Below are 26,113 nucleotides of genomic sequence, written 5' to 3'. Positions count from 1 at the left end.
ATTATTTGACCTCCTGTTGATAGCCATTAATACGGCGGGCTACCGCATCAGGAAGTGGCATTTTTGGTGCATCAGGATGCAGTAACCACGTTTTTGCAAAGTGTGTATCTGATACTTGAAACATAGGTGGTTCCATTTCAAAGTCGATTTTCATTGCGTACGCATTACGGGCAGCAAATGCATCGCCTTTTGGTGGATCGATTAAGTTTGGTGGAGAACCAGGGATTGCCGTAAGTAACTCATCCGTTGAGTTGTTTAAGTCTGGCATTGAACCAAGTAAGCCCCAAGTGTAAGGGTGTTGTGGATTGTAGAAAATATCTTCTACCGTACCGTACTCAACAATTTGCCCTGCATACATTACCGCAACACGGTCTGCTACGTTTGCAACAACACCTAGGTCGTGGGTAATGAAGATAATCGATGTATTTGATTTCTTTTGAAGGTCTTTCATTAACTCTAAAATTTGAGCTTGAATTGTTACGTCAAGCGCAGTTGTCGGTTCGTCAGCAATTAATAGCTTTGGATCCGCAGCAAGTGCGATGGCGATTACAACACGTTGGCGCATCCCACCAGATAATTCATGAGGATAAGCTTTATAACGTTTTTCAGGGAACGGAATCCCTACTTGATCAAGAAGCTCAATCGCACGTTTTTTAGCATCATCACGAGATGTTGCTTTGTTATGTTTTACAATTACCTCTGTAATTTGTTTACCGATACGCATTGTAGGGTTCAGGGCTGTCATTGGATCTTGGAAAATCATCGCAATATCATTCCCGCGAACTTTCATCATTTGTTTTTCAGTTAAAGGAATGATGTCACGTCCATTGAATTTAATCTCACCACCTGCATAAATACCAGGTGGCTCGGGGATTAATTTCATTAGGGCATTACTCGTTACAGATTTACCAGAACCTGATTCCCCAACGATGGCTAATGTTTCGCCTTCGAATAATTCAAAGCTAACTCCACGTACGGCTTGTACGACACCAGCGTACGTTTTGAAATTAATACGTAAGTCATTTACTTCTAATACTTTTTTCTTCATCTTCGTACACGCTCCTTATTTACGTAATTTCGGATCAAGTGCGTCACGTAAGCCGTCACCAACTGCATTAAATGCGAAAATTGTAATCGAGATTAAAGCTGCAGGGAACAGTAATCGCCATGGGGCAGATTGAATTGCTTTGAACCCTTCAGAGGCCATTGTCCCCCAACTTGCTAAAGGAGCCTGAACTCCTAAACCTAAATAGCTTAAGAAACTTTCCGTGAAAATTGCACTTGGAATTGTCATGGTCATTGTTACTAAAATTGCACCCATCGCATTTGGAATTAAGTGACGTTTAATAATGTGCCATTGGTTTGCACCTAATGTACGAGCAGCTAAAACATACTCTTGGTTTTTAATTTTTAGTACTTCACTTCGCACGATACGCGCCATGTTTACCCAACCTGTAATCGAAAGGGCAATAATCATTGGAACTAAACCAGGTTCCATAACAACTAAAAGAATGATTACGACTAATAAGTAAGGAATCGCCGTTAATACATCCGCAATACGCATCATAATGTTATCAACGCGACCGCCCGAAAGACCTGCGATACTACCCCATAGCACACCGATGATTAAATCGATGACCGCGGCAGTAATCCCGATAAATAATGAAATTCGAGCACCTTCCCAAGCACGAACGAAAATATCACGCGCAAGGTCATCTGTACCAAACCAGTTCGTACCAGATGGGACAGAGTTATATAGACCGACATTTTGATCATATTTAAATGAAGAGAAAACCGGTGCAAAAATGGCCATCAATGCGATGACTACTAATAGAACTAAACCAATAACAGCTAATTTGTTATGAGAGAAGCGATAAAATACTTCTTTCCAATAGGACACTTGTTTTTTTGAAAGAGAGTCTGTATTTTCTGAACGACCGACAATTTCGAACATCTCAGGTGACACTTTTGGAATTTGCTTTTCGTTTTGAGCCATTATTTTTTCGCTCCTTTCAATTTAATACGTGGATCAATGACACTGTATAAAATATCTACGATTAATACAGCTACTAATAAAATTAATGAATAGAATACGGTTGTTCCCATAATAACTGTGTAGTCACGGTTCGTAATACTTGTTACGAAGTGGCGACCAAGTCCAGGTACCGCAAAAATTTGTTCGATTACGAAACTACCTGTAATAACCCCCGCAAATAATGGGCCTAAGTATGTAACGACAGGAAGTAAAGCGTTACGTAGAGAGTGCTTGAAAACGATTTTCCATTTACCAAGACCTTTTGCACGTGCAAGTTTCACATATTCACTGTTGTTTTGCTCAAGCATACTTGAACGAGTTAACTTCGCGATAAAACCTGCATGTGTAACAGCAATTGCAATTGCCGGTAATAATGTATAGCTAAAACCTTTCCAACCACTTACTGGGAACCATCCGGCTCTAAATGATAAATAATATTGAAGCAAGCCCGCTAAGATAAATGAAGGAACCGAAATCCCTAATATTGCGATAATTGTTGATAAATAATCTGGCCATTTGTTGTGATACAGTGCTGAAATAACACCAAGTAAAATACCAAGACCAATCGCTAAAATCATAGCCTCAATACCTAAAGCTAGTGAAACTGGGAAGCTTTCAGAGATAATATCATTTGTTGAACGTCCTTTATACTTCATCGATTCACCAAAATCGAATGTAATTGTATCCAATAAGTAATCCTTATACTGAATATACCAAGGATTGTCTAAGCCATATTTGGCATTTAATTGTTCTTCAATGGCAGGTGGTAATTCACGTTCACTTGCGAATGGGCTACCGGGAGCTAACTGCATTAAGAAGAATGTTGCTGTAATAATTAAGTACATTGCTATCACGATATAAACTAAGCGTTTCAAGATAAAATTTAACAATGTCCCAGCCTCCTTTTTGTACTATTTTGAATATTCTCATAGAGAATGAAAGGCTGCTTGAAACATGGGTATGTTTCAGCAGCCTTTCATAAATCGGTTCTTCACTTATATAAGAAGTGTTTTCCCAAAATAAGATTTACTATTTTACGTCAACGTATTTAAGGTTGATGTTACCTAAAGCATCTGGAACCATGTTTTCAATTGAATCAGATTCGATGAAAAGATTTGTATTGTAGTAGATTGGTGCTACCGGCATATCGTCCATAATTACAGCTTCAGCAGCTAATAATTTTTCAGTACGTTTTGTAGGATCTGTTTCAACAACAGACTCGTTTAATAGTTTTGTATATTCATCACTAGACCAACCTGTTTGGTTATTACCGTTGGCAGCTGAGTTGTACATTTCTAAGAATGAGTATGCGTCGTTGTAGTCAGCGCCCCATCCAAGACGACCAATTTGGAAGTCACCATTAGATATTTTGTCTAAGTATACTTGCCATTCAGCATTATCAAGTTTTACTGAAATACCTAATTTATCAGTCCAACCTTGTTGAATAAATTGTGCAATTGCTGAGTGAGCTTCTGAAGTGTTGTAAGAAACTTTTACTTCTAAGTCAGCAGCGCTAGCTATGCCTAATTCTTTAAGACCAGCGTCTAAATATTTTTTCGCTTGCTCATAGTCCGCATCTTTAAAGTAACCGTCATCCTCGCTAAATCCATCTACTGAGTTTGGAACCATGCCTAATGCTGGTTCTTGTTCGCCTTTAACGATGTTTTTGATTAATCCTTCACGGTCGATTGCAAGTGCTAATGCTTTACGGATATTTTCGTTTTGCATCACAGGATCTTTCGTGTTGAATTTATACCAGTAAATACCGGCTTGGTTAGATACGTTTAACTTATCTTCTGATTTTAAGCGGTCGATAGCATCAAGAGAAATTGAACCGTATGGAGCACCTAAGTAGTCGACTTCTCCAGCATCATACATTGTCATTTGAGTAGTTTCAGACTCAACCATTGCTATATTTACTGTATCGATGTTTACATTTTTAGCATCCCAATAAGTTTCACTTTTCTCTAATACGATGTCACCTGAGTGATTCCAAGTAGCTAGTGTATAAGCACCGTTACCTACATAAGAATCAGCTTCTGCATACCAAGTTGGGTTTGCTTCAGCGTTTGCTTTGTTAATAGGGAAGAATGTTTTAAATGCTGTTAACTCTAAGAAATAAGGAGTTGGCGCGTTTAATGTTACTTCTAATGTTTTTTCATCAATTGCTTTAACGCCCACTTCTTCAGCAGTGCCTGCACCCGTGTTATAGCTTTCCGCACCTTTAATTGGGTAAAGGATTGTTGAATATTCAGAAGCGTTTTCAGGATTTAATGCCCATTTCCAAGCATATTCAAAATCTTGAGCTGTTACATTATCTCCGTTTGACCATTGTGCATCACGTAATGTAAACGTATACGTTAATAAGTCATCAGAAACAACATAGTCTTTAGCAGCGGCTAATACGGGTTCACCGTCGACCATTGTTGTTAAACCTTCAAAAGCACTTTCAATAATCGCACCAGAAGTTGTATCTGAAGCTAATTGTGGATGTAATGAAGGTGGCTCAGATGGAATTAATAAGTTTAATTCTTTTTCGCCATCACCCGTTGATGCTGTGTTTTTTTCCTCGTCTCCACCACATGCTGCTAAAATTGCAGATAATGAAAGAGCTGTTGCAGTTAATACGACTTTTTTATTACGTTTCATTAATAAACCCCCTATAAAAATCATGTAAATTAAATTTTCTGATAATAATTTGATGCGTTAATCTAATATATCAGAATATTGTTGATAAATATAGACTACATTCTAAAAAAAGCAAAAAACCTAATAAATAAGATAAGTGTGAATTTTCTTAAATTATTAATAAATCTATAAATTGTTTTGTGAAATAATAACTATGCCTTTTTTTGTTACTTAATAACAAATATTTCTCGCTAACACTCTTTGTTTTGAAAATTCTGAATATATTAATGTGTTAACAATTTTGACACATTTAACTTTCAATTTTCCAAAATTACATGCAAAATAGAAAGAGAGAAAAAAGAAAGGGTGGTAATTCAATTGAAAACAGAACAACACTATTTTGAGGAAAGTACTTTAATGAAAGATTATATGGACGGAATGTCTCAAATGAAGGATCAAAGCTTTGCGGTCTATGAAGGTTTTAATGTTCCGCAAGAGGATGCGTTTATAGAAAGACTAAAAAAAGCAAATGTGCATATTTTAGCAATCACCGAAGACTGGTGTGGAGATGCAATGGTCAACAACCCAGTCATCCGTAAAATTGCAGAAGCAGCGAATGTGGAAATACGTACAGCCTTACGCGATGCAGATACAGATTTAATCGATCGTTATTTAACAAATGGAGGCCGTGCTATTCCAATGTATTTAGTATTAAACGAATCAGGTGAGGTCATTACAACTTGGGGACCACGTGCACCGCAATTACAACAGCTTGTTATGGACTTACGTGCGGGCTTGCCTGCTAAAGAAGATCCAACATTTGAACAAGCGCAAGCAGCTGTATATGAAAATATGCGTAAACAATATGCAGAAAATCCAGTGCTATGGAATTATGTGTATGAAGATTTTAAAAAGAAAGTTTCTGAGGCTATTTAATTTACTGAAAAAATCTAATAGACACTACTTAAGGTTCTTACTATATAATATAGTAGGAACTTTTTTTTCAAAAATACGTATTTAATATTAATTGGTTAGATAGTATAAAGTTGCATTACAAAAACATTCAACAGTATACTTTTAACAGAGTAAAAAATTTAAATAGCAGGAAGAGATGCGAATGAAAAGAGCGAGAATAATATACAATCCTACATCTGGTCGAGAAGCTTTTAAAAAGCAGTTACCAGAAGTACTTGAAAAATTAGAAATAGCTGGCTATGAAGCGTCATGTCACGCAACAACTGGTGAAGGTGATGCAACAACAGCTGCAATTGAAGCTGTTCGTCGTGAGTTCGATATTGTGATTGCCGTTGGTGGAGATGGTACATTAAATGAAGTCGTTGCGGGGATTAGCCAATGTGAAAATAGACCGAAGTTAGGGCTTATTCCGATGGGTACGACAAATGATTTTGCGCGCGCGATGCACATTCCTCGTAAAGTTGAAGAAGCACTTGAAATTATTTTGGCAGGAAAGTCAATTCCAGTCGATGTTGGGCTAGTAAATGATGAACGCTATTTTATTAATATAGCTGCAGGTGGGCGAATTACGGAGTTGACGTATGAAGTACCAAGCAAGATGAAAACAATGCTTGGTCAATTGGCCTATTATTTAAAGGCCATCGAAATGATTCCTTCTATTAAATCTACGCATATGAAGATAGAAATGGATGGGGAAACTTTCGACGACAACGCCATGATGTTCTTCTGTGGGTTAACAAACTCAGTGGGTGGATTTGAAAAAATTGCACCAGATGCATCGATCAATGATGGCTTATTTACGGTGATGGTTTTAAAGGAATGTAATATTGGCGATTTTATACGAATTGCTTCACTTGCACTACGCGGAGAACATTTAAATGATGAACGTGTAGTTTACCGTAAAGCAAGCCATGTTGTTATCACTTCAGAAGAAGAGGTTCATTTGAATTTAGATGGTGAATACGGTGGCGATGTTCCAGCGACATTCCAAAACTTAAAACGCCATATTGAAGTTTTTGCACCAGTAGCACAACTGGGAGAACTGAATACGATGGAAAAAGAAATATAAACTTTGATGAGCTTGTAGGGAATCCTTACGAGCTTTTTTTTATGCTTTTAAAAAGAAGAGCGTTCGAATTAAGGATAGATGGGTATAGTAATTAATGAAAAACCTACGTATGGGAGGCCTAAAAAGTGATTAATGAATCTGCTGTATATTGGAGTCGAATTTTAATGGAAGTCACGCTATCATTCCATATTGTTTATGCAACAATTGGGGTTGGCGTTCCAATTATGATTATGATTGCCCAATGGATTGGAATTCGAAATAACGATGAACATTATATTTTAATGGCAAGGCGTTGGGCAAGAGGATTCGTCATAACGGTAGCTGTTGGGGTTGTTACAGGAACAATTATAGGATTACAACTCTCCTTATTATGGCCAAACTTTATGCAAACAGCTGGACAATTAATTGCACTTCCGTTGTTTATGGAGACTTTTGCTTTTTTCTTTGAAGCCATTTTTTTAGGTATTTATTTATATACATGGGATCGCTTTGAAAATCAGAAAAAGCATATGTTGCTGCTAATACCAGTAGCCATAGGAGCTTCGATGTCAGCTGTATTTATTACCATCGTGAATGCTTTTATGAATGCACCACAGGGTTTTGATATTGTGGATGGTCAAATAATTAATATTCAACCATTAGTTGCAATGTTCAATCCAGCGATGCCGACAAAAGTGGCACATGTTTTGGTAACAGCCTATATGACATGTGCATTTTTATTAGCTTCGATTGCAGCATACCGCTTGTTACGTGGTTCCAACCATATTTATCATAAAAAAGCGCTTTATTTACTAATGAAAATCGGTTTTATTTTTACGGCCGCTACGATACTTATAGGGGATTTTTCTGGTAAGTATTTAGCAGAATATCAACCAGAAAAGTTAGCTGCTGCGGAATGGCATTTTGAAACTAGTGAAAATGCATCTCTAGTGTTATTTGGTTTATTAGACGATGGCGAAGTAAAGTATGCACTGAAAGTTCCATATGCCCTTAGTATTCTAGCGTATAGTAATCCAAAAGCTGAAGTAATCGGACTTGATCAATTTCCGATTGATGAGCATCCACCGTTAAGTATTCATTATTTATTCAACATAATGGTTATCATTGGAATGTTTATGTTTGCCGTATCACTACTTTATTTACTCGCAATATGGCGAAGATGGTCATTTGTCCGTTCAAAATGGTTCCGCGCAGGAATTGTAGCAGGTGGACCTTTATCGATAGTAGCAATTGAAACGGGCTGGTGGTTAGCAGAAGTTGGCCGTCAACCATGGGTGATGCGCGGTATTATGCGTACGGAGCAGGGGGCAACTACGAGTAGCTATGTGGATGTTATGCTCATTTTATTTTCAATTCTTTACTTTATTTTGGCGGTAGGTAGTATTGTTACACTGCATCGTATGTTCAAAAATAATCCAATAGTCAAAGAGCTTGCAGCAAGAAACGCGAAGGGGGATGACGTAGTATGACATTACAATTGATTGGTATTTGTGTACTATGGTCTTTTCTATTTGGTTATGTGATTATCGCCTCAATTGATTTTGGTGCTGGATTTTATAATGCATATAGCGTGTTAACCAATCGATCCGACGTGTTAAGTGATATCATCAAACGTTATTTATCCCCCGTTTGGGAAGTAACGAATGTATTTCTCGTATTTTTCTTTGTAGGGATTGTTGGTTTTTTCCCACAAACCGCCTATTATTACGGCACCATCTTACTCGTGCCAGTTAGTATTTCACTCATTTTATTATCCATTCGTGGTGCGTATTATGCATTTGAATCTTATGGGGTAACAGGACATAAAGGCTATGCAACGGCTTATGGGATAGCAGGGCTATTTATTCCTGCGTCATTATCGGTTGTATTAACAATTTCAGAGGGTGGCTTTGTTGAGCTTGTTGGAAATGTGCCCAAATTAAATTACAAAGCTTTATTTGTGAGTCCGCTCACTTGGAGTATTGTGGTGCTAAGTATCGTTGCGGTTCTATATATTTCTGCAGTATTTTTAACGTGGTATGCACGTAAAGCAAATGATGAAATTGCAGCAAATTTAATGCGGAAATATGGGCTTATTTGGACGATACCCCTTGCAATTGCAGCAGGGGGAATATTGTTTGAATTTCGCGGACATAACCCATTTCGTTTTGAAAAAGTTGTCGATGTATGGTGGCTATTTGCCATCTCGGGATTATTATTTTTAATTACGACAGGGCTCTTATGGACGAAGAAAAAATATGGCTTAATGGTCATATTATTGTTTACACAGTTTGCCTTTGCCTTTTTTGCATACGGAATATCGCATTATCCTTATTTACTGTATCCTTACTTATCCATCAATGACAGTTTTACAAATAATGAGATGGCAATTGCCTTAATTATTGCTTTTGGACTGGGCGCGTTACTCCTCATCCCGTCTCTGTATTTATTATTTAAGCTATTTGTATTCAACAAAGACTATGTACGTGGTGCACATGATGACCATGCTTAGGAGGATGATTGAATGATACCGTTTTTAATTTTCTTTGCACCATTTTTAGTCGTAGTAATCTCATTAGTATTAGCATTTTATGTAGCACCGAAAGATAAAAATAGCAGCAGACAATAATAAAGGGCTTGTTCGGAAAGTGATTTCTGAACAAGCCCTTTGCGCCGAGGATGGTGAGAATTTATTCTGACCACCGCCTTAAGCGGTTAATAAATATAGGAGAAGGATACTTTTCGAAAAGCCCTTTGAAATTTATAGCGTAAAGCGGTGCATGCTATTTTGGAGCTCTTTAGATTGCTCTGCTAATCGGTGAGATAAGCTTTCAATTTGCTTTACAACATCCACTTGCGAAGATGTTGCCAAGGCAACTTTTTCAACATTATCTGTTGTTTGCTCTGTACCAAATGAAATTTCAGTTACAGAGGCAGTCACTTCTTCAGCACTTGCAGAAATTTCTTGAGCAGTCGCGGAAATTTGCTCTACACGTTCACTCATTGCAAAAATATTATCAGAAATATGATGGAATGACTGACCTGCACGATCGATAACGACTACGCCTTGTTGTGCACAATGTAAGCTATTTTCTACGGCATCACTAACATTTTTTGAGTTTTCTTGAATGGTTTCTGTTAGTACGACAATTTCATTGGCAGATTGCTTCGATTGCTCAGCTAACTTACGTACCTCATCTGCTACGACAGCGAAACCTTTACCATGTTCACCTGCTCGGGCGGCTTCAATAGCGGCGTTTAATGCAAGTAAATTCGTTTGGTCAGCAATAGCGGTAATCGCATTTGTAATCAAGCTAATTTGCTCTGACTGTTCGATTAATACATTTGTTAAATTGGAAATCATTTTTGTAGATTGATGCATTGTATTCATTTGTTGTTTCGCTTCATCAACTATCTGTACACCTTCACTTGCTGAATGTGCCAACATGATAGCACCGTTATGTAGCTCGTTAGTAGATTGTGCAATGGCGCTAATACCGTGAGAGGTTTCGTCTACAGCTACAGCACTTTCACTCGCTCCAGTTGCCATCGCTTCAGACATTTGCGCGGTATGCTGAATTAGTTTTTGAATTTGAGCCGTTTCTTTAGAAATAACACCACTGTTTTTCTGCAATAGATTTGACGAATTACTTAATTCATTCGAGTTATGTTGAATACTAAGTAATAATTCTTCGAAATTTCGATGTAATGTAATAAACGCCCTTGAAAGCTGGCCAATTTCATCTTTAGATTTAACCGCTTTATGTTCAATCTTTAAATTACCATTCGCCATTTGCTCCAAATCTCCCACAATAATTTGAAGGGGATTTGTGATGCCACGTTTTGTGAAAATTATGTAAAACGTGATGATAGCAACGGTAACTATAATGAAAACAATGGACACAATTGTAGCCAATGTAATCATAGCTTTTGTCCGATGTACAATTTTATCGAGTTGCGCATTTTCAATTTCTTCGATATTCGTTGTAAGCTCATGTGTAAAATTACTTGTATAACTGTAATCACCATTAATAGCAGAAAGCGCTGTCGAAATATCACGACTTTGAACGGCTACCACAACTTTTTCAATCTGCTGCTGAATTATTTCAGATTGATCTTTTAAATTTGATATAGGATTTGTTGCTTCTTTTAACATGTTTTCCTTTTGAACTTCGCTAATTAAAGTGACTAGATTATTCGTGTGTTCATTAAGGGCATCTAAATTTTTCTGTGAAGGGTCACTTGTATAGGCACGTGCGTTGATCCCTTGTGACAGTAAATTTTGTTCAATATCATTTACACGCTGGATTTGTGCCATTTGGACATCAACTGCTTTTGAAACTTCATCGCCTATACGAAAGAATTGTATAGTAGCGAAGCCTATTGATAAAAGTAGGAAAAATCCAATGGTAAGAAATCCAATATTAAGCTTATTACGAACTGACATAGACTTTCCTCCTTTGAATTATTGGAAAATTTAATGTATTGATTCCTCCATTATATAGGTATTGAACTTGGATGACTATATAAATAATAGAAATAGAAGTTTCAGAAAAGGAAGAAAATTGTTTGTCTTGGTGCATTTTAATGAGGACATGTTACAATATAGTGATTGAAATGAGGGGACGAATTTAACATGACTGCACCGATTAAAAAAAATGATCGTACAACTGTTTATATAGAAGATTTAACACATGATGGTAATGGCGTTGCAAAAATTGACGGCTATCCATTATTTATTCAAGGCGTACTTCCTGGGGAGACAGCAGAAGTACATGTCTTAAAAACATTAAAAAACTACGGCTTTGCAAAAGTGGTAGATATCCTAGAAAAATCACCAGATCGTGTAGATGCAACCTGTGAATATTTTGACCAGTGCGGGGGCTGTCAATTGCAGCATCTCTCATATGAAGGTCAATTAAAATGGAAACAAAACATGGTTGAGAATGCAATGAAGAGATTAGGTAAAATCGACGCACCCGTGCATCCAGTAAAAGGTATGGAAGAGCCGTGGCAGTACCGCAATAAATCACAAATTCCATTTGCACAAAATGAAGAAGGCGATGCAGTGGCAGGTTTCTACAAAACAAAATCACATGCCATTGTGGATATGAATCGTTGTCTAATTCAAACTGGTGAAGCAGATACAATGATGGGTAAATTAAAGGATGAGTTAGCATTATTACGTGTTCGTCCATATGATGAAAAGTCCCATCAAGGCATGCTACGTCATGTTGTTGTCCGTAAAGGTCGTGCTACTGGAGAAGTGATGATCGTACTTGTCACAAAATCAAAAAAATTCCCACAAGTAGATGCGGTAATCGAAAAAATCCGTGAACTTGTTCCAAATGTGACATCCATTGTACAAAACGTAAACAGCGAAAAAACCAATGTTATTTTCGGCGACGAAACAATTACGCTTTGGGGTAACGATACGATCGAAGATACAATTGGCGACGTACGCTTTGAAATTTCAGCACGTTCGTTCTATCAAATAAACCCAATCCAAACAGAAGTGCTTTACAAACAAGCACTAGACTATGCACAGCTACAAGGTGATGAGCGTGTAATTGATGCGTATTGTGGTATCGGATCAATTTCGTTATTTTTAGCTCAAAAAGCAGGACAAGTAATGGGTGTAGAAATCGTACCAGAAGCAATTGAAGATGCGAAACGTAACGCGGAGTTAAACGGCTTAACGAATACGTATTTCGAAGCAGGCCCAGCAGAGGAAGTCATTCCACGCTGGTACGCAGAAGGTAAAGAAGCTGACGTATTAGTAGTTGACCCACCGCGCAAAGGCTGCGATGAGGCACTACTAAATACAATTATCGAGCAAAAACCGAAACGTGTTGTATACGTTTCATGTAATCCAGCAACATTAGCACGCGATCTTCGCATTTTAGAAGATGGTGGCTATAAAACACAGGAAGTACAGCCAGTTGATATGTTCCCACATACGACACATTGTGAAGCGGTCGCTTGGTTGGAGTTGGTTTGATAGAATAAATATAGCTGTGCGAAGAATCCAACTAGTAAAGGGATTTTCGCTCAGCTTTTTGTTTGTGACTTTGGAATTGTAGTTAATTATCTAGGTTGTTCTTATATCTGGTGCAGATTATTCGGCGTACAACTATCCCATTGTTGTTCTTGATTTTTTATGAAGGATAGCTATTATCAAACGTTCGGCTTTAGCCTTACTAATATACTGACATAGTTTCATTATAAGTGTAAATAAATTTGCGTAATTACATTATTTTACTTATAATTTCATGTAAGAAGGGGGTTGTTAATCATAAATCTTTTTTATAGATTATTTCTTACCTTCAACTCTACATCACTAATAATTGTGATATATCTTGTGAAAGAACAATTAACAATACAATGGCATAATAAACTATCCTTTGTACCGGATTTTGTCTCGTATGCCCTGTATTTTTGTTTGCCAATAACTTTTACTTTTATAAGTCTCCTTTTAGCTAAGTTATTAGCTAAGGATAGTCTTGAGAAAACTGAAAAAAGAATAAAGAAAGAAAATGGGAAAGAACAAACTATTGAAATATCTAAAATAATTGAAGTGGAACAAGCGAATAACGCTTTTTTACCAAGTTATCTTGGCTATTTCTTTGTAGCGCTTAGTATAACTAATTTTGAAACCTTGACTTTTATTTTCTTAATACTGTTTTTATTCACATTCTTTTCTCAAACCCATTATTTTAATCCATTATTTTTGTTGCTCGGATACCATTTCTATTATTTGACAACAGTTAATAGAACTAAAATATTTTTAATTACTCGAAAGTCTCTTAAAAATCCTAATGATATTAACTTGCCGAAATTGAGAAGAATTAATGATTTTACTTTTATTGACTTGGGGAGATGAAACATATGAATTATTTAGTTGCTAGTACCAAAGGAAAAGAAGGGAAAATTTATAGGGTTTTATCTGGTAAAGTTTTTGAATTGCCAGAATACTTAGATAACCCTAAAAGATACAATTCTGACTATAAATTAGAAGATGATGAATGGTTTTATATACCCAAATTTTCAAATGAGGACTACTGTATAGAGTTTCTAAAACGGGATTTTATCTCTACTGATTATGATCAAATGGGGACTATTGACATTAAGGATTTACTTTTCTTATGCTCATACCAAGAAGGCGTCTATTTTTTTCAAAAAATCACACCATCATTAATTGTTAATAAAAAGTGGTTTAAGATTGGTGAACCAGTAATCGAAAATCAATCGCCTATAATAGTTATTAATGAAATTCCCGATGCTGTTTATGTAGAGTCAGAGGACACGCTTTATTTTAAGAATATATCATCGCTTACCTCGATTTTTAAGGGCATAATAGAACTTTATAAGGAAGCCACACAACAAGAAACAGAAGATTTTTTAAAAAGTGAATTTATTGAACTAGCAGATGGTTATCATGCTTTACAAGTAAAAACAGCAAATAGAAAAAGAATAGCACTAGCTATGGAAACAATTAGAGGATTTTCAAGAAGGGAGAAAAGTACAATCTATTCTTACATAAAAGATTATTGTAGCGAAAAGCTCTCCTTCGATGAAAAAGAGTCGAAATTTAATATAAAGAATGAAGATGAACTAAAACATTTACTATGGGGGATTGAACAACGGTACTATACTACACCAGTTGGGAATGAAAAAATGGTAGCAAACTCTGTATCTAAGGTGTAAAAAACGTAACAATCATTTTTATCAATGGATGTAGCATAAAAAAATCACTTTAAACATATGTAGGTTGAACGATTAAATGTTTAAGACAGTCCTAATTAAAAGATAAATGATACTATAGTCTATAGGTGTTTGTAATAATTATCTAATAATGCTAAGTGGAATATATGAAATACCTTAATACACATCTGCTTATAAGTGTTTACATTTTGCTAACGTAATCCCATAACAAACGGTAAATCCAAGTTAAAGATATTACGCACTTTCATCTTACGGTCAGCATGATGTTATATTGGCTTTTTGAATTTCAAAATTTTTGTGTAATTGACAATCTAACCTTTCGAGTAAACTATCATAATCTTCTTTTTCGTAGAAGAAACATGCACCGGGTGCACAAACAAAACCCACCAGCATCCATGTGTTACCACATACACTAGACACATTGTGAAATGGTTACTTGATTGGAATTAGTTTGATTTAATAATTATTAAGAAATGGCTATGCCGAAAATCTAGATTATATTGGGATTTTCGGCATGGCTTTTTGAATTGTAGATGATTGTCGGAGTTGTTTTTCCACCCGGTGTAGGTCATCCAAATAAATAATTTCCAACATTTACAAATTATTGTTAGTGAGGAATAATTAATTGTAGAGTAACATCTAGATTAAACATCATTTCATAGCAAAGGGGAAATATTAAATGAAGTTGATGAAGTTATTAATTACTAATTTCAGATCAATTGGCGGTAATGATGAAACTCCGGGTGTAGTAATTGATATGGAGGATACAAATGTAATTAATTTGATTGGGCAGAATAATGTGGGGAAATCATCTATATTACATGCATATGATTATTTTGTTACTACTTCGATAAATGCTTTAAATGATGATTTTTATAATGGCTTAGATAACAAAATTATTATTGAAGCTTGGATTAAAGCCGAGGGAACAGACGATGAAAATCACCGTGCCATGACAAATTCAATGGATAAAAATAAAATAGGCCGATTTAGGAAAGTATGGAGCGAAGTCGGAAAGTCCGCTGAGAAGTTTACTTGGAATGTAACAACGAAAGAATGGGATAAAGGTGGGGCAGGAGGATTCGATACAATATTACAAAATGCTTGCCCAACACCAATCTGGTTACGAGGATTAGATAGTGCCGAGGCAATATTAGAAACGGTAAATAAATTAATAAAAGAAAAAGTGATATCAAAGGTAACTGAGCTACCAATTTACACTCAATTAAATAGCAATTTAGAGGTACTAAGGAATGAAATACGTGAACATGAATATACGATTAAGTTACAAGATAGATTAGATGGATTACTAAAAGATACATTTCCAAACATGAATTTAGAATTGGTAAACAAGGAAAAGGCGAGTATTGAAAAGAAAGTTGGTGACTTTGTAGATACCGAAGTACAAATAACTAACAATAATACTTTTGCTGTAGGTATGGAAAATCACGGTCATGGTGTTAGAAGACAATTTTTATTTAATGCTATGAGAGAATTAAATGATGTAATGGTTGAATTAAGTAAAACTAAAGCTCAAAGAAAGAATGATGGGATACTTGACACCTTAGGGGTTCAAACTGAACAAGTAGAAAATAAATCAAGTATACTTTTAATTGAAGAGCCAGAGTTATTTTTACACCCTCAATCAATAAGAGCATTTACTAATACATTATATAATTTGGCAGAAGGTTCAAAATTTCAAATAATGACTGCAACTCATTCGCCAATATTAGTAGATTTAAGTAAAAATCATACAACACTAATAAGAGTTATAATGACAGATAAGGGAACTAAGGCTCATCAAGTTAAAAGTAATATATTTGAATCTGATGAGAAGGAAACTTTAAAAATGCTCAACACATTTAATCCTTATGTATGCGAAGCATTCTTTGCTGACAAAGTTATTTTAGTTGAGGGAGATACAGAGGCTATAGTGTTCAGAGAAATATTAAAAGGTTTTGTTGAAAATAGAACATTGAAATTAGCAGAATCCCCTTTAATTGTTAATTGTGGTTCGAAGATGAACATTCCAGCATTCCAAAAGGTCTTAGAGCATTTTGAGATAAAATATTTTGTCGTACATGATCTAGATGACGAAAAAACTGTATCTGGAAAGACTTCAGCAGCATGGACTATGAATACAAAAATTGATCAATGCATTGCAAGTTTTAACTCAATATCGGAGAAGAGTGCTAGTAGATTTATAATGGAAAAGAATTTCGAAGAAGCACATGGCTATTCTTATGATTCAACGTTAGGAAAACCATTATCGGCATTTAAATTAGCCCAAAGTTGGGACTTAAATGATGGAGCCATACCTGCTGTAAAAGCCATGAAAGAAGCTTTAGAAATATTAGCAGATAAAGAAACGCAAATTACCCATTTAGATAGTACATCAGAAATTGTGGAAGGAATGAAATCTATAAGTGAAGGTGAATCTACCGCATCTATCTAATATTTTGTGTCATCATCAACACTCACCACATTGTGAAGCGGTCGCTTGGTTGGAGTTAGTATAATAGTGAAGTAAAAAGCAGACGGTTTAGAAGTGTTGGTATCGCACTTCTAGTTTACCGTCTGCTTTTTCTTTATGGATGAAGTAAGGCACTCTATTATAAAGTAATCACCACTTTCCCTTGAGCGTGACCTTCCTGAAAATATTTGAATGCTTCCGTTATTTCACTTAACTTAAATCGTTTATCAATTATTGGTTTTACTTTTCCGCTCTCCCCCTCTGTTAGGATAGATGTCGTACCGAGCTAACGTGATATGATTAAGTAAAAACACGGAGGTCGAGACGAATGGAACTAAGAAGAGGACGATACACAGCTGAACAAAAGCAGGCGATTATTGCACGAATGATGCCTCCACAAAATGAATCGGTACCGAAACTAAGCGCAGAAACGGGCGTTACAGATGTAACACTATATAAATGGCGCAAGGAAGCACGTGCGACTGGCGAAGTTACCCCAGGTAACAACCAAATAAGTGATAAGTGGAGCAGTCAGGATAAGTTTTTAGTCGTAATGGAAACATTCGCAATGAATGAAGTGGAACTCGCAGAATATTGTCGTAGAAAAGGCTTGTACCGAGAACAGATTGAAGCATGGAAAGAGGTTTGCCTTCAGGCAAATGGTCAAGTATTTGATCAAGCGAAACAATTAAATGGTCAGCTCAAAGAAGAACAGCAGCGTTCAAAAGCATTAGAAAAAGATTTACAGAAGAAAGAAAAGGCACTCGCAGAAGCAGCGGCATTACTCTTACTTCGAAAAAAGGCCCAAGCGATTTGGGGGGACGAAGAGGAAGAATGACCTGCCCGTCAAATCGCAAACTAGCGGTAGAGCTGATTCAAGAAGCGAATCAAAATGGGGCGCGATTGGCGAAAGCATGTGAAGAACTGCATATTAGTGTACGAACGTATGAACGTTGGGTAAAGGGCGGCGAAATTCAGTTAGATCAACGCCCGAAAGCCAAGCGACCTGTACCCAAAAATAAGCTGTCGGAAGAAGAACGAACAGAAATTTTAACGGTTGTGAAGCAAGATGAATTCGCTGATTTACCTCCAACTCAGATTGTCCCGAAGCTAGCCGATCAAGGCACATATATTGCCTCAGAATCAACATTTTATCGTGTATTACGTGAAGAAAACATGCAAAATCACCGAGGCTTCAGTCAAAAGCCAACAAAACGTACACCAGAAAGCCATCTTGCGGTAGCACCGAATCAAGTGTGGACATGGGATATTACGTGGTTGGCCGGACCTGTGAAAGGCATGTATTACCGCCTTTATTTAATTATCGATTTATTTAGCCGTAAGGTTGTAGGCTGGGAAGTTTGGGAAACAGAAGAAGCGAAATATGCGGAGCAGTTAGTACAAAAAGCGGTTCTGAATGAAAGGATTCAAGGCGCACCATTAGTGTTACATTCTGATAATGGTAGCCCGATGAAAGCTTCGACATTTCAAGGTTTTCTGGAGAAAATGGGCATACAAAGTTCGTATTCTAGGCCACGTGTGAGTAACGATAACCCGTTTTCAGAAGCGATGTTTCGGACGTTAAAATATCGTCCAAATTTCCCTCGAAAAGGCTTTAAAACAATTGAGGAAGCAAGAAAATGGGCGTTGGAATTTGTTTGTTGGTATAACGAAGTGCATTTGCATAGTGCGTTAAATTTTGTGACATCTGTGCAGTGTCATACGGGTGAGCATCATAAAGTTCTAGCAAATAGAAAACTAGTTTACGAGAAATCGAAGCAGAAGAATCCCGAACGTTGGACAGGAGCAACACGTAATTGGTCAGCGCATAAAGAAGTAGCACTGAATCCAATGAAAGAAAAAATCATGTCAGAATAACCCCCTTTTCCTGTTAATCTTCAATGGAAGAAGCTTTTCCTTCCATTGAAGATTAACAGGCGATCAAGCAAAGCGCGATAGCTTCGATTGATATGGGGATTCTGAACACAATAAATATGAGTTTAGTAGAAAAATAAAGTAACTTGATGCGACAACTATATTGACAGACACCGCTCTCAAGTAACTCTTTTACATCATTTAAGTCTTTTTGATTTGCTCTTTGTAACAGGCTACGCATTTTCTTTCTTCCAGTCATTGAAATTAAAGGTCCAAGAAATAATGTTTGATAAAGTTGAGACTCGGAACCTCCTACGTGAACAAAATTTCCATTTGGCTTTAGTATACGTTTATAAGCTGAAATGGAATTAGAACCATTCACGCCAAGAACCAAATCATAACATTCCTTTTGTTGTGAAAAATCCTCTTTTATATAATCAATGATATGGTCGGCTCCTATCGAACGCACTATTTCTACATTTCTTGTACTACATACGCCCGTTACTTCAGCACCGAATGATTTAGCAATTTGTACCGCAAAAGTTCCAACGCCTCCAGATGCGCCATAAATTAATACTTTATGCCCCGATTTAATTTCACCTTTATCACGTAGTCCTTGTAAGGCAGTCACGCCTGCCATAGGAGACGCAGCAGCTTCCTCAAAGGAGGTATTGGTTGGCTTTAAGGCTAAAGCATATTCGGGGGCCGTTACATATTCAGCAAAACCACCCCAGCCACAACCAGAAAGGTCACCAAATACTTCATCGCCTACTTTAAATAGCTTAACGTTTTCCCCAACAGCTTCAACTGTACCAGCTATGTCACCTCCTGGAATTGAGTATTTTGGTTTCGTTAGTCCAAAGGCAAAACGGGCTAAGAAGGGTTTACCTTTCAAAAGAACTAGGTTGCCAAAGTTTAAAGATGCTGAATGAACCTTAACTAATACTTGATTCTCGGTAGGAAAAGGTTTTTTTACCTCCTTTAATTCAAGTACATCAGGTGAACCATATTTATCACAAACTATTGCCTTCATAAAAATCCCCTCCAAATGTTAATATCTTTGATTAAATTTAATAATAACAAGGAGATAAAAACCGTTCATTGACTTAAGTTAACTTCTAGATACTTTATAAATTTTTTTAGTTGTAATCACAAAAGTTAAGGGTGATATATGGTTCAATGATGTTTGGTGAGTCAGTCTTCGGTGCGTAGTTGCTACTGTGAAGCAGGATAATTGTGGGATGAAATCTATTTTATAATTTATTTTTTTTAATTCGTTTTTTTATTCTACTTAACGATTCAGGAGTAATGCCTAGATAACTCGCCAATTGATGTTGTGGTACACGGTCAATTAACTCGGGGCGTTTCCTTAAAACGGATTCGTATCGTTCTTCTGGAGAAGAACCAATAAATTGACCGAATTGTTCTTGTATTTCACCAATGTTTATTTCCATCATTTTGCGCACCATTATTTCAAGTTGTGGGTATTTGTTAAACATCGTATTTTCAGAATCAACATCACCAACAACTAATATGCAATCTTCAACACACACGAATGAATACTTAGATAAGTCATCTTGAGTCTTTTCGTTGATAATTGGAATAGCTTGATCTTCAGTAAAAAAATTTGATGTTACTTCTTTACCTGATTCATCTATAAAAAACTGCCTAACGCACCCCATTAATACGAAATAACATTTAATAGCAGAAAGTTCTCCTTGTCTAAGAAGATATTGTCCTTTTTTATATTCATCAATTCGTAAACTTTCATAGATTGCCCGCTGTTCATCTTCACTCATTAAAGTAAAGTCAGACATATATTTTAATAGTATATCCTTCATATATTCTCTCCCTTTCTAATTAAGGCAATTGAAATGTTTCATAATCATTTCAATACCTTTATACATTTCATCTTTATTAGATATAAACAATCAAAATAGCATCTCTTTTACTATTCAACTAACGGGATGCTTTAGTAAAGAAAGGATTTATAATAAAGCATATAAAAATTAATCTAATAACATTCCAAAATAAAAATTTATGCATACTAAAAAGGGCTAGGTTCTACAATTGTAGGACCTAGCCAATCACTTAAACCCACCAGCACTCATGTGTTGCCGCATACACTCCACTCATTGTGAAGCGGTTGCTTGGTTGGAGTTAGTATAATGTAAAAAAAGAAAACGACTTTCATTTGTGAAAGTCGTTTTTTAAAAGATAAGAAAGTATAACTTTTTTGCATTTTAGCAGTGTCTATGCTAAAGCGCCAGCCCATCGCACCATTCGGTCTATCCGTGCAAAAGTGGTGGAGCGTTTACTTTTGCGTTGGGCCCTCCAATGTCGGTCGGGGCTAAGAGAGCGCTTTTCTAATTTTTTAACATTTCTTTCATGTAGCTAACTAGTTCTTTACTTTTATTATCTAACAGTTCGATTTCGTTAACAACTTCAACTGTAACAACGGATTGTTCTTCAGAGGCAGCAGAAACTTCTTTAGTTCCATTATTTAATTTATTTAAGTTATCTCGAATTTTATTTAGCGATTGACTAATCGTCCCAACAGCTTCCTTAGTATGTAGAGAAAGTTTACGGATTTCATCGGCTACAACGCCAAATCCTTTTCCAGCTTCTCCAGAACGAGCTGCTTCAATTGCAGCATTAAGTCCTAATAAGTTTGTTTGATTTGAAATTCCTTCAATTAACTTAACAACTTCCCCAATTTGCTTTGAATGTTCATAAGATGTATTAGCCTGCTCATTGATATCTGAGCTTGTAGCAGTAAGTTCTTCTGATTGAGCTGCTAAACGTTGCATATTGTCATGGATATTTTGAATGATTTCATTTAGTTGAACTAATTCACTATCAATTTTTGCTTCATGATCAAGTGATCTTGAGTAAGTAATCATTCCAACAACTTCATTCGTTTCAAAATCTCGAATCGGAAGAATCTTCGTAGTTACAGGTACGCCGAATAGTTCGGGTGGAAGAATCATTGAGATTTTTTCTCCTTTTAATGCTCGTATGTACGTATCATCTCCAGGAACAATTGCAGAATCGCCAACTTTAATTGGTAATGGTAGGGTATCCGACGGAGAAACATAAATATACTTTTCAGTATCAACAACAGCTAAGGCAGTAGAAATTCCAAGTATTTCTTTAATAACAGGGGCTATATTAACAAATGCTTGTAAAGTACTATTCAAAATCATACAATCCCTTCATGTTTTCAGAGTTTAGTGTTGAAACTTAAAATTAGCTACTTTATTTTTTCCTTTTTATTTGTAAAATAATAGATGTTCTGTTAGTTTATTATATAAAATGATTTACATTTTGTAAATTAGGATATTTAGAGGAGGATATTTAGATGCGATTACAAGGGAAAGTAGCGATTATTACAGGTGCAGCAAACGGTATGGGTGCTGCTGAAGCGAAAATATTTGCAAAAGAAGGTGCTAAAGTTGTAGCAACTGACGTAAATGAAGAAAAGTTAATAGAGCTTGCTGAAGAAATTAAAGCGGCAGGTGGCGAAGTATTAGCGATAAAACATAACGTTGCATCGGAAGAAGAATGGAAAGCTGTTGTGTCAAAAGCAGTCGAAACGTTCGGTAAAGTAGACGTGTTAGTTAATAATGCAGGTGTTGCCATTAACAAAAATTTCGCAACAATGGAAATGGATGAGTGGAATTGGGTCATGGACATTAACCTAAACGGTTGTGTTTTAGGTATGAAGTATGCGATTCCTGAAATGCAAAAAGCGGGCGGTGGCTCAGTTATTAATATTTCATCAATCGGTGGAATTGTAGGAATGGCTGGTTCAAGCCCTTACACAGCTGCTAAAGGCGCATTACGTGCGTTGTCGAAATCAGCTGCAGTAGAATACGGGAAAGATAAAATTCGTGTTAACTCTGTACACCCAGGAATTATTGTAACACCAATGACTGCCCCAACGATGGAAGCGGGTATGCCATTCTATGAGATGCATACACAATTACCGTATATGGGGGAACCAGAAGATGTAGCATACGGTGTGTTATTCTTAGCATCAGATGAATCCCGCTTTATGACAGGTGCTGAACTAGTGATTGATGGTGGATGGACAGCGCTATAATTTTGTTTTATTACATAAGTATTTTCATGATACTTTGATAATAGTGGGTGATAATAATGAAGTTAGATCCACGACAAGTAAAATCGAAAGAAAAATTACATGATGCATATTTGTCATTGTTAATTGAAGGACATGTCCAACTATCAATTCAGCAAGTATGTACTAAAGCTCAGAAAAAGAAAACTCAGATACAAATGAAAGAAGAATGAATTCCAGGTGGTGGAAATCGTTCTTTTTTCTTGTTGCTTTAAAATTAAAGCTGGCCAAAAATTTGTGGAAGTGAGTTGCCCCATTTGGATAGGAAAGATTAAATTTCGCAACAAAGGACACTCAAAGTTACACTTTAGACCCGTCAACTGAATGATTGAATCTTTTCCCCATAAATGGCTTCTTGAAATTGAACTGAGCAGCTAATACACCTATCAAAATAAGAATTGCCCCTATGTATCCTTTTGCTGGAAGTATTTCACCGATGAAAATAAACGCAAATAACGCTGCAAAAACGGGTTCCAATGAAAAGATAAGACCTGTGTGCGTTGGAGTGGTATGCTTTTGTGCTACAGCTTGGCCGATAAATCCAATCGCACTGCAAAGGATACTTAATGCCAGGATGGATACCCATGCTTCAGTATTGCCTGGAAGATGAGGTTTTTCGAAAATTAGTGAGAATAGTAGTCCCCATGCCCCTGCAAATCCCAGTTGTAAAATTCCAAGCGTGATCGAGTCAACATTTTTCGTCAACTTATCTGTAACGATAATCTGGATTGCATAAAATATTGCACCCAAAATCACTAGATAGTCTCCGGAATTAATTTTTAATTCAGTATTTAATGTTAAAAGAGCAATACCTGTAATAGAGAAGCATACGCCCAAAATCACTTTTTTTCCTGGTTTTTTTCTAAAAAATATCGCTAATAACAATGGGACAAAGACGACAGATAGACTAAATAGAAATCCAGCATTTGAAATAGACGTGAATTTTAATCCAATCGTGACAACTGACATTAATAAAAAAAGAAGTGTCCCTAATATAAATCCATAAAAAATCGTTTTACTATCAATGCGAATTAAACGCTTATAAAATATAGCTCCAGCTAAAATAAAGGCAATGCCAAAACGTAGTGCTATCAAGTTAAACCCTTCAAAAGAATCGAGACCCATCTTCATAAACAAATAAGATGAACCCCAACACATAGTTACAATCAGCATCATAAAATTTGCCTTTAATTGAGTGTCTGATCCTATACGGTTTATTATTTCAGAAAGTTTATTGCCATTCATTTTTGATCTCCTAACCTATTACAAATAGAATTTTTTTAAGTATAATTGTAAAATCAGTATAAGAAAAATGAATGTTTCTAAAGTTTTACATGAATAATTTTCAAGTAAAAGGAGTGATCAAACTGTCTCTTGTTAAGTATGAGATATTTAGTACTGTTGTGGAATTGGGGAGCCTTACGAGAGCAAGTGAAACACTTGGTTTAAGTCAATCTGCCGTGAGTCATGCCATTACTAGCCTTGAGTCAGAATGGGGATTTTCTATCCTCAAACGTGGACGCTCAGGTATCCATTTGACCAGTAATGGGGAGCACGTTTTAAAATACATACGCGAAATTCTAAAGTGGAACGAAGAAATGATTCAAGAAATAGCGAATATCAATGGACTTGAAATTGGTACAGTACGCATTGGAACGATTTCAAGTGTGTCCATTCACTGGCTGCCTGAAATCATGAAAATGTTTACTGAGTGTTATCCCTCTATCGAGATCAAACTCCTAGAGGGGGATTATGATGATGTCGAGTATTGGATATCAACTGGTTTGGTTGATATTGGTTTCGTGTCTCTACCAACTTCGAAACATCTTGAAGCGATCCCCTTAAAAAAGGATAGATTGCTCTGTGTTCTTTCAGATGAACACCCTCTTGCGGATCAGAATGAGATTAGTTTTGTAAGCATTAAAGAGGACCCTTTAATCAAGTCGAAAAAGGGGAGTGATAACGATCTAATACGAATATTAAAAGAACATAATATTACCCCTAATATAAAATTTGAACTGACAGATGACCAAGCAATTATTTCAATGGTTGCAAATGGTATGGGAATTAGTATACTACCTGAAATGGTTTTGCATCGGGTTCCAACGAACGTTCGAACGATTAAGTTAGAGGGAGAAAATTTCCGAACAATTGGCATTGCTTCTACTAATTTTAAAACCCTTGCTCCAGCTACGAAAAAGTTCATTGAATACCTGAAATCGCCACCATTTAATAAAATTTGAATTGCTGGTTACTTCAAATAAAAGAGTAGCTTTAGTACATTTCGGAGAATCATTCCATTCTAATTAGTATTATGTTCTTTAACTTATACAAAAGTAGAAGTAAACAAAAAAATAGTATAAATTGATTTTTGATTGGCTATTATAATCGAGTACGAAATAAAGGCCATATAATCTTTCCGAAGTAGCTCAGTGGTAGAGCAATCGGCTGTTAACCGATTGGTCGTAGGTTCGAGTCCTACCTTCGGAGTTTAATCGAATTGAATTTCCATATCATGTTTGGAAACTTACATTTTCCAAATATTAAAATTACAAATATCGAGTATTCTCCTTAACCGTTTTGGGCATTCTAATTTGGTGAAGGAGGTGGACAGTCATGGAAAATAAAAACAATAACAATAACAATAACAATAACAATAACAATAACAATAACAATGAGCTAAACAACAATCGCAATCGCAATCGCAACAACAACAACAACCAAAATAATAATGGAACTGAGTTTGGCGAAGATCTCAACTTTGACAATTTAAATGAGCAAAATTTGAATAACAACAATAATAATAATGAGCGAAACAACAATCGCAATCGCAACAACAACAACAACAACAACAACAACAACAACCAAAAAAACAACAACTAGTAGCAGTAATTTAGATAGCTAATACAGTCATTCCTAAAGTTAAATTTAGGGGTGACTGTATTTACTTGCTGTTTCTCCTGCTTCATATTTACCAAACCACCTTTTATACAACAATCGGGCGTGTTTGAAATAAGAATCAGAAAATAGGCTCGATTCCATTTAAATAGGAACCGAGCAAATAATTAAACCCATCAATGTGTAGCCACAAACACTCTATACATTGTGAAGCAGTCGCTTGGTTGGAGTTAGATAGAAAGAAGTACAATAAAAAAGCTGTGTCAAAAATCTACGTTGTAGGAGATTTTAGCACAGCTTTTTTACGGTTAAAAA

The 26,113-nt window shown here is 36.2% G+C and carries 23 protein-coding genes and 1 tRNA gene; 14 read left to right on the top strand and 10 right to left on the bottom strand.

All coding sequences use genetic code 11. The features are described from left to right. Nucleotide 1: 1 nt before the first annotated feature. The 4 genes from DCE79_RS16345 to DCE79_RS16330 all read right to left on the bottom strand — a co-directional run bounded on the left by DCE79_RS16345 (nt 2) and on the right by DCE79_RS16330 (nt 4,684). Nucleotides 2-1,048 (bottom strand): ABC transporter ATP-binding protein, encoded by a 1,047-nt coding sequence (locus DCE79_RS16345; RefSeq protein WP_108714031.1) that lies wholly within the window; start codon nt 1,046-1,048, stop codon nt 2-4. A 15-nt stretch (nt 1,049-1,063) separates the two neighbouring features. Continuing rightward, nucleotides 1,064-1,996 carry an ABC transporter permease gene (locus DCE79_RS16340; RefSeq protein WP_108714030.1) on the bottom strand — a complete coding sequence of 311 codons (933 nt, stop codon included), beginning with the start codon at nt 1,994-1,996 and terminating at the stop codon, nt 1,064-1,066. Beyond that, nucleotides 1,996-2,925, bottom strand: coding sequence for an ABC transporter permease (locus tag DCE79_RS16335; RefSeq protein WP_108714029.1), 930 nt, complete (start codon nt 2,923-2,925; stop codon nt 1,996-1,998). The genes DCE79_RS16340 and DCE79_RS16335 overlap by 1 nt, the downstream gene beginning before the upstream one ends. Nucleotides 2,926-3,064: 139 nt before the next feature. After that, the gene (locus DCE79_RS16330; protein ID WP_108714028.1) at nt 3,065-4,684 is read right to left on the bottom strand and encodes a peptide ABC transporter substrate-binding protein; all 1,620 of its coding nucleotides are present in this window, start codon (nt 4,682-4,684) and stop codon (nt 3,065-3,067) included. Nucleotides 4,685-5,041: 357 nt separating this feature from the next. On the opposite strand from DCE79_RS16330, the gene DCE79_RS16325 reads away from it, so the two are divergent. The 4 genes from DCE79_RS16325 (at nt 5,042) to DCE79_RS16310 (ending at nt 9,198) form a co-directional block, all read left to right on the top strand. Further along, a complete protein-coding gene (locus tag DCE79_RS16325; RefSeq protein ID WP_108714027.1) occupies nt 5,042-5,599 on the top strand; it encodes a thioredoxin family protein in 558 nt (185 codons plus the stop codon). A 181-nt stretch (nt 5,600-5,780) separates the two neighbouring features. Further along, nucleotides 5,781-6,707, top strand: coding sequence for a diacylglycerol kinase (locus DCE79_RS16320; protein ID WP_108714026.1), 927 nt, complete (start codon nt 5,781-5,783; stop codon nt 6,705-6,707). 125 nt (nt 6,708-6,832) lie between these two features. Then, entirely contained in the window at nt 6,833-8,176 is a 1,344-nt protein-coding gene (locus DCE79_RS16315) for a cytochrome ubiquinol oxidase subunit I (RefSeq protein ID WP_108714025.1), read from the top strand. After that, nucleotides 8,173-9,198 carry a cytochrome d ubiquinol oxidase subunit II gene (locus DCE79_RS16310; protein WP_108714024.1) on the top strand — a complete coding sequence of 342 codons (1,026 nt, stop codon included), beginning with the start codon at nt 8,173-8,175 and terminating at the stop codon, nt 9,196-9,198. Before DCE79_RS16315 ends, DCE79_RS16310 begins: the two co-directional genes overlap by 4 nt. 249 nt (nt 9,199-9,447) lie before the next feature. Here DCE79_RS16310 and DCE79_RS16305 read toward each other — a convergent pair whose 3' ends face one another. Continuing rightward, the gene (locus tag DCE79_RS16305; RefSeq protein WP_108714023.1) at nt 9,448-11,133 is read right to left on the bottom strand and encodes a methyl-accepting chemotaxis protein; all 1,686 of its coding nucleotides are present in this window, start codon (nt 11,131-11,133) and stop codon (nt 9,448-9,450) included. A gap of 189 nt (nt 11,134-11,322) precedes the next feature. Between DCE79_RS16305 and rlmD the strand changes: the two genes are divergently transcribed. The 4 genes from rlmD to DCE79_RS16285 all read left to right on the top strand — a co-directional run bounded on the left by rlmD (nt 11,323) and on the right by DCE79_RS16285 (nt 16,866). Next, nucleotides 11,323-12,687 (top strand): 23S rRNA (uracil(1939)-C(5))-methyltransferase RlmD, encoded by a 1,365-nt coding sequence (rlmD, locus tag DCE79_RS16300; RefSeq protein ID WP_108714022.1) that lies wholly within the window; start codon nt 11,323-11,325, stop codon nt 12,685-12,687. Between the two features lie 360 nt (nt 12,688-13,047). Then, nucleotides 13,048-13,569, top strand: coding sequence for a hypothetical protein (locus tag DCE79_RS16295; protein WP_199912285.1), 522 nt, complete (start codon nt 13,048-13,050; stop codon nt 13,567-13,569). 5 nt (nt 13,570-13,574) lie between these two features. Further along, nucleotides 13,575-14,393, top strand: coding sequence for a hypothetical protein (locus DCE79_RS16290; RefSeq protein WP_108714021.1), 819 nt, complete (start codon nt 13,575-13,577; stop codon nt 14,391-14,393). Nucleotides 14,394-15,090: 697 nt separating this feature from the next. After that, nucleotides 15,091-16,866, top strand: a complete 1,776-nt coding sequence (locus tag DCE79_RS16285) for an ATP-dependent nuclease (protein WP_108714020.1) — start codon at nt 15,091-15,093, stop codon at nt 16,864-16,866. A gap of 157 nt (nt 16,867-17,023) precedes the next feature. On the opposite strand, the gene DCE79_RS16280 is transcribed toward DCE79_RS16285, so the two are convergent. Next, the gene (locus tag DCE79_RS16280) at nt 17,024-17,155 is read right to left on the bottom strand and encodes a zinc-binding dehydrogenase (protein WP_369916820.1); all 132 of its coding nucleotides are present in this window, start codon (nt 17,153-17,155) and stop codon (nt 17,024-17,026) included. Between the two features lie 57 nt (nt 17,156-17,212). On the opposite strand from DCE79_RS16280, the gene DCE79_RS16275 reads away from it, so the two are divergent. Beyond that, a protein-coding gene (locus DCE79_RS16275) for an IS3 family transposase (RefSeq protein WP_234417283.1) occupies nt 17,213-18,762 on the top strand; the annotation gives its coding sequence in 2 pieces (ribosomal slippage) (nt 17,213-17,687 and nt 17,687-18,762; 1,551 coding nt in all). Nucleotides 18,763-18,814: 52 nt separating this feature from the next. On the opposite strand, the gene DCE79_RS16270 is transcribed toward DCE79_RS16275, so the two are convergent. From DCE79_RS16270 to DCE79_RS18900, 3 genes are all read right to left on the bottom strand, one after another. Next, nucleotides 18,815-19,792, bottom strand: a complete 978-nt coding sequence (locus tag DCE79_RS16270) for an NAD(P)-dependent alcohol dehydrogenase (RefSeq protein WP_108714019.1) — start codon at nt 19,790-19,792, stop codon at nt 18,815-18,817. A gap of 220 nt (nt 19,793-20,012) precedes the next feature. Continuing rightward, nucleotides 20,013-20,600: a Crp/Fnr family transcriptional regulator gene (locus DCE79_RS16265; RefSeq protein ID WP_108714018.1), complete on the bottom strand. Its 588-nt coding sequence runs from the start codon at nt 20,598-20,600 to the stop codon at nt 20,013-20,015. 525 nt (nt 20,601-21,125) lie between these two features. Beyond that, on the bottom strand, nt 21,126-21,965 hold the full coding sequence (locus tag DCE79_RS18900; RefSeq protein ID WP_108714017.1) for a methyl-accepting chemotaxis protein: 840 nt from the start codon (nt 21,963-21,965) through the stop codon (nt 21,126-21,128). Nucleotides 21,966-22,120: 155 nt separating this feature from the next. On the opposite strand from DCE79_RS18900, the gene DCE79_RS16255 reads away from it, so the two are divergent. Together DCE79_RS16255 and DCE79_RS18565 are read left to right on the top strand one after the other, a co-directional pair. After that, entirely contained in the window at nt 22,121-22,864 is a 744-nt protein-coding gene (locus DCE79_RS16255; protein WP_108714016.1) for an SDR family NAD(P)-dependent oxidoreductase, read from the top strand. Between the two features lie 56 nt (nt 22,865-22,920). Then, entirely contained in the window at nt 22,921-23,073 is a 153-nt protein-coding gene (locus tag DCE79_RS18565; protein ID WP_159083121.1) for a hypothetical protein, read from the top strand. A 127-nt stretch (nt 23,074-23,200) separates the two neighbouring features. Here the strand turns inward: DCE79_RS18565 and DCE79_RS16250 are convergent, their stop codons facing one another. Beyond that, complete coding sequence (locus DCE79_RS16250) at nt 23,201-24,145, bottom strand: DMT family transporter (RefSeq protein WP_108714015.1); 945 nt, start codon at nt 24,143-24,145, stop codon at nt 23,201-23,203. A gap of 89 nt (nt 24,146-24,234) precedes the next feature. Here DCE79_RS16250 and DCE79_RS16245 point away from each other — a divergent pair, with 89 nt between their 5' ends. The 3 genes from DCE79_RS16245 to DCE79_RS18560 all read left to right on the top strand — a co-directional run bounded on the left by DCE79_RS16245 (nt 24,235) and on the right by DCE79_RS18560 (nt 25,783). After that, nucleotides 24,235-25,143, top strand: coding sequence for a LysR family transcriptional regulator (locus DCE79_RS16245; RefSeq protein ID WP_369916786.1), 909 nt, complete (start codon nt 24,235-24,237; stop codon nt 25,141-25,143). A 175-nt stretch (nt 25,144-25,318) separates the two neighbouring features. Further along, a tRNA-Asn gene (locus DCE79_RS16240) sits at nt 25,319-25,390 on the top strand. Nucleotides 25,391-25,516: 126 nt separating this feature from the next. Then, complete coding sequence (locus DCE79_RS18560) at nt 25,517-25,783, top strand: hypothetical protein (RefSeq protein WP_159083120.1); 267 nt, start codon at nt 25,517-25,519, stop codon at nt 25,781-25,783. The last annotated feature ends 330 nt before the right edge of the window (nt 25,784-26,113 follow it).

It is taken from the genome of Lysinibacillus sp. 2017, assembly GCF_003073375.1.
GTDB lineage: Bacteria > Bacillota > Bacilli > Bacillales_A > Planococcaceae > Solibacillus.
Note: the sequence above shows the minus strand (reverse complement) of the source record. Positions and strands in the feature narration are given on the sequence as shown.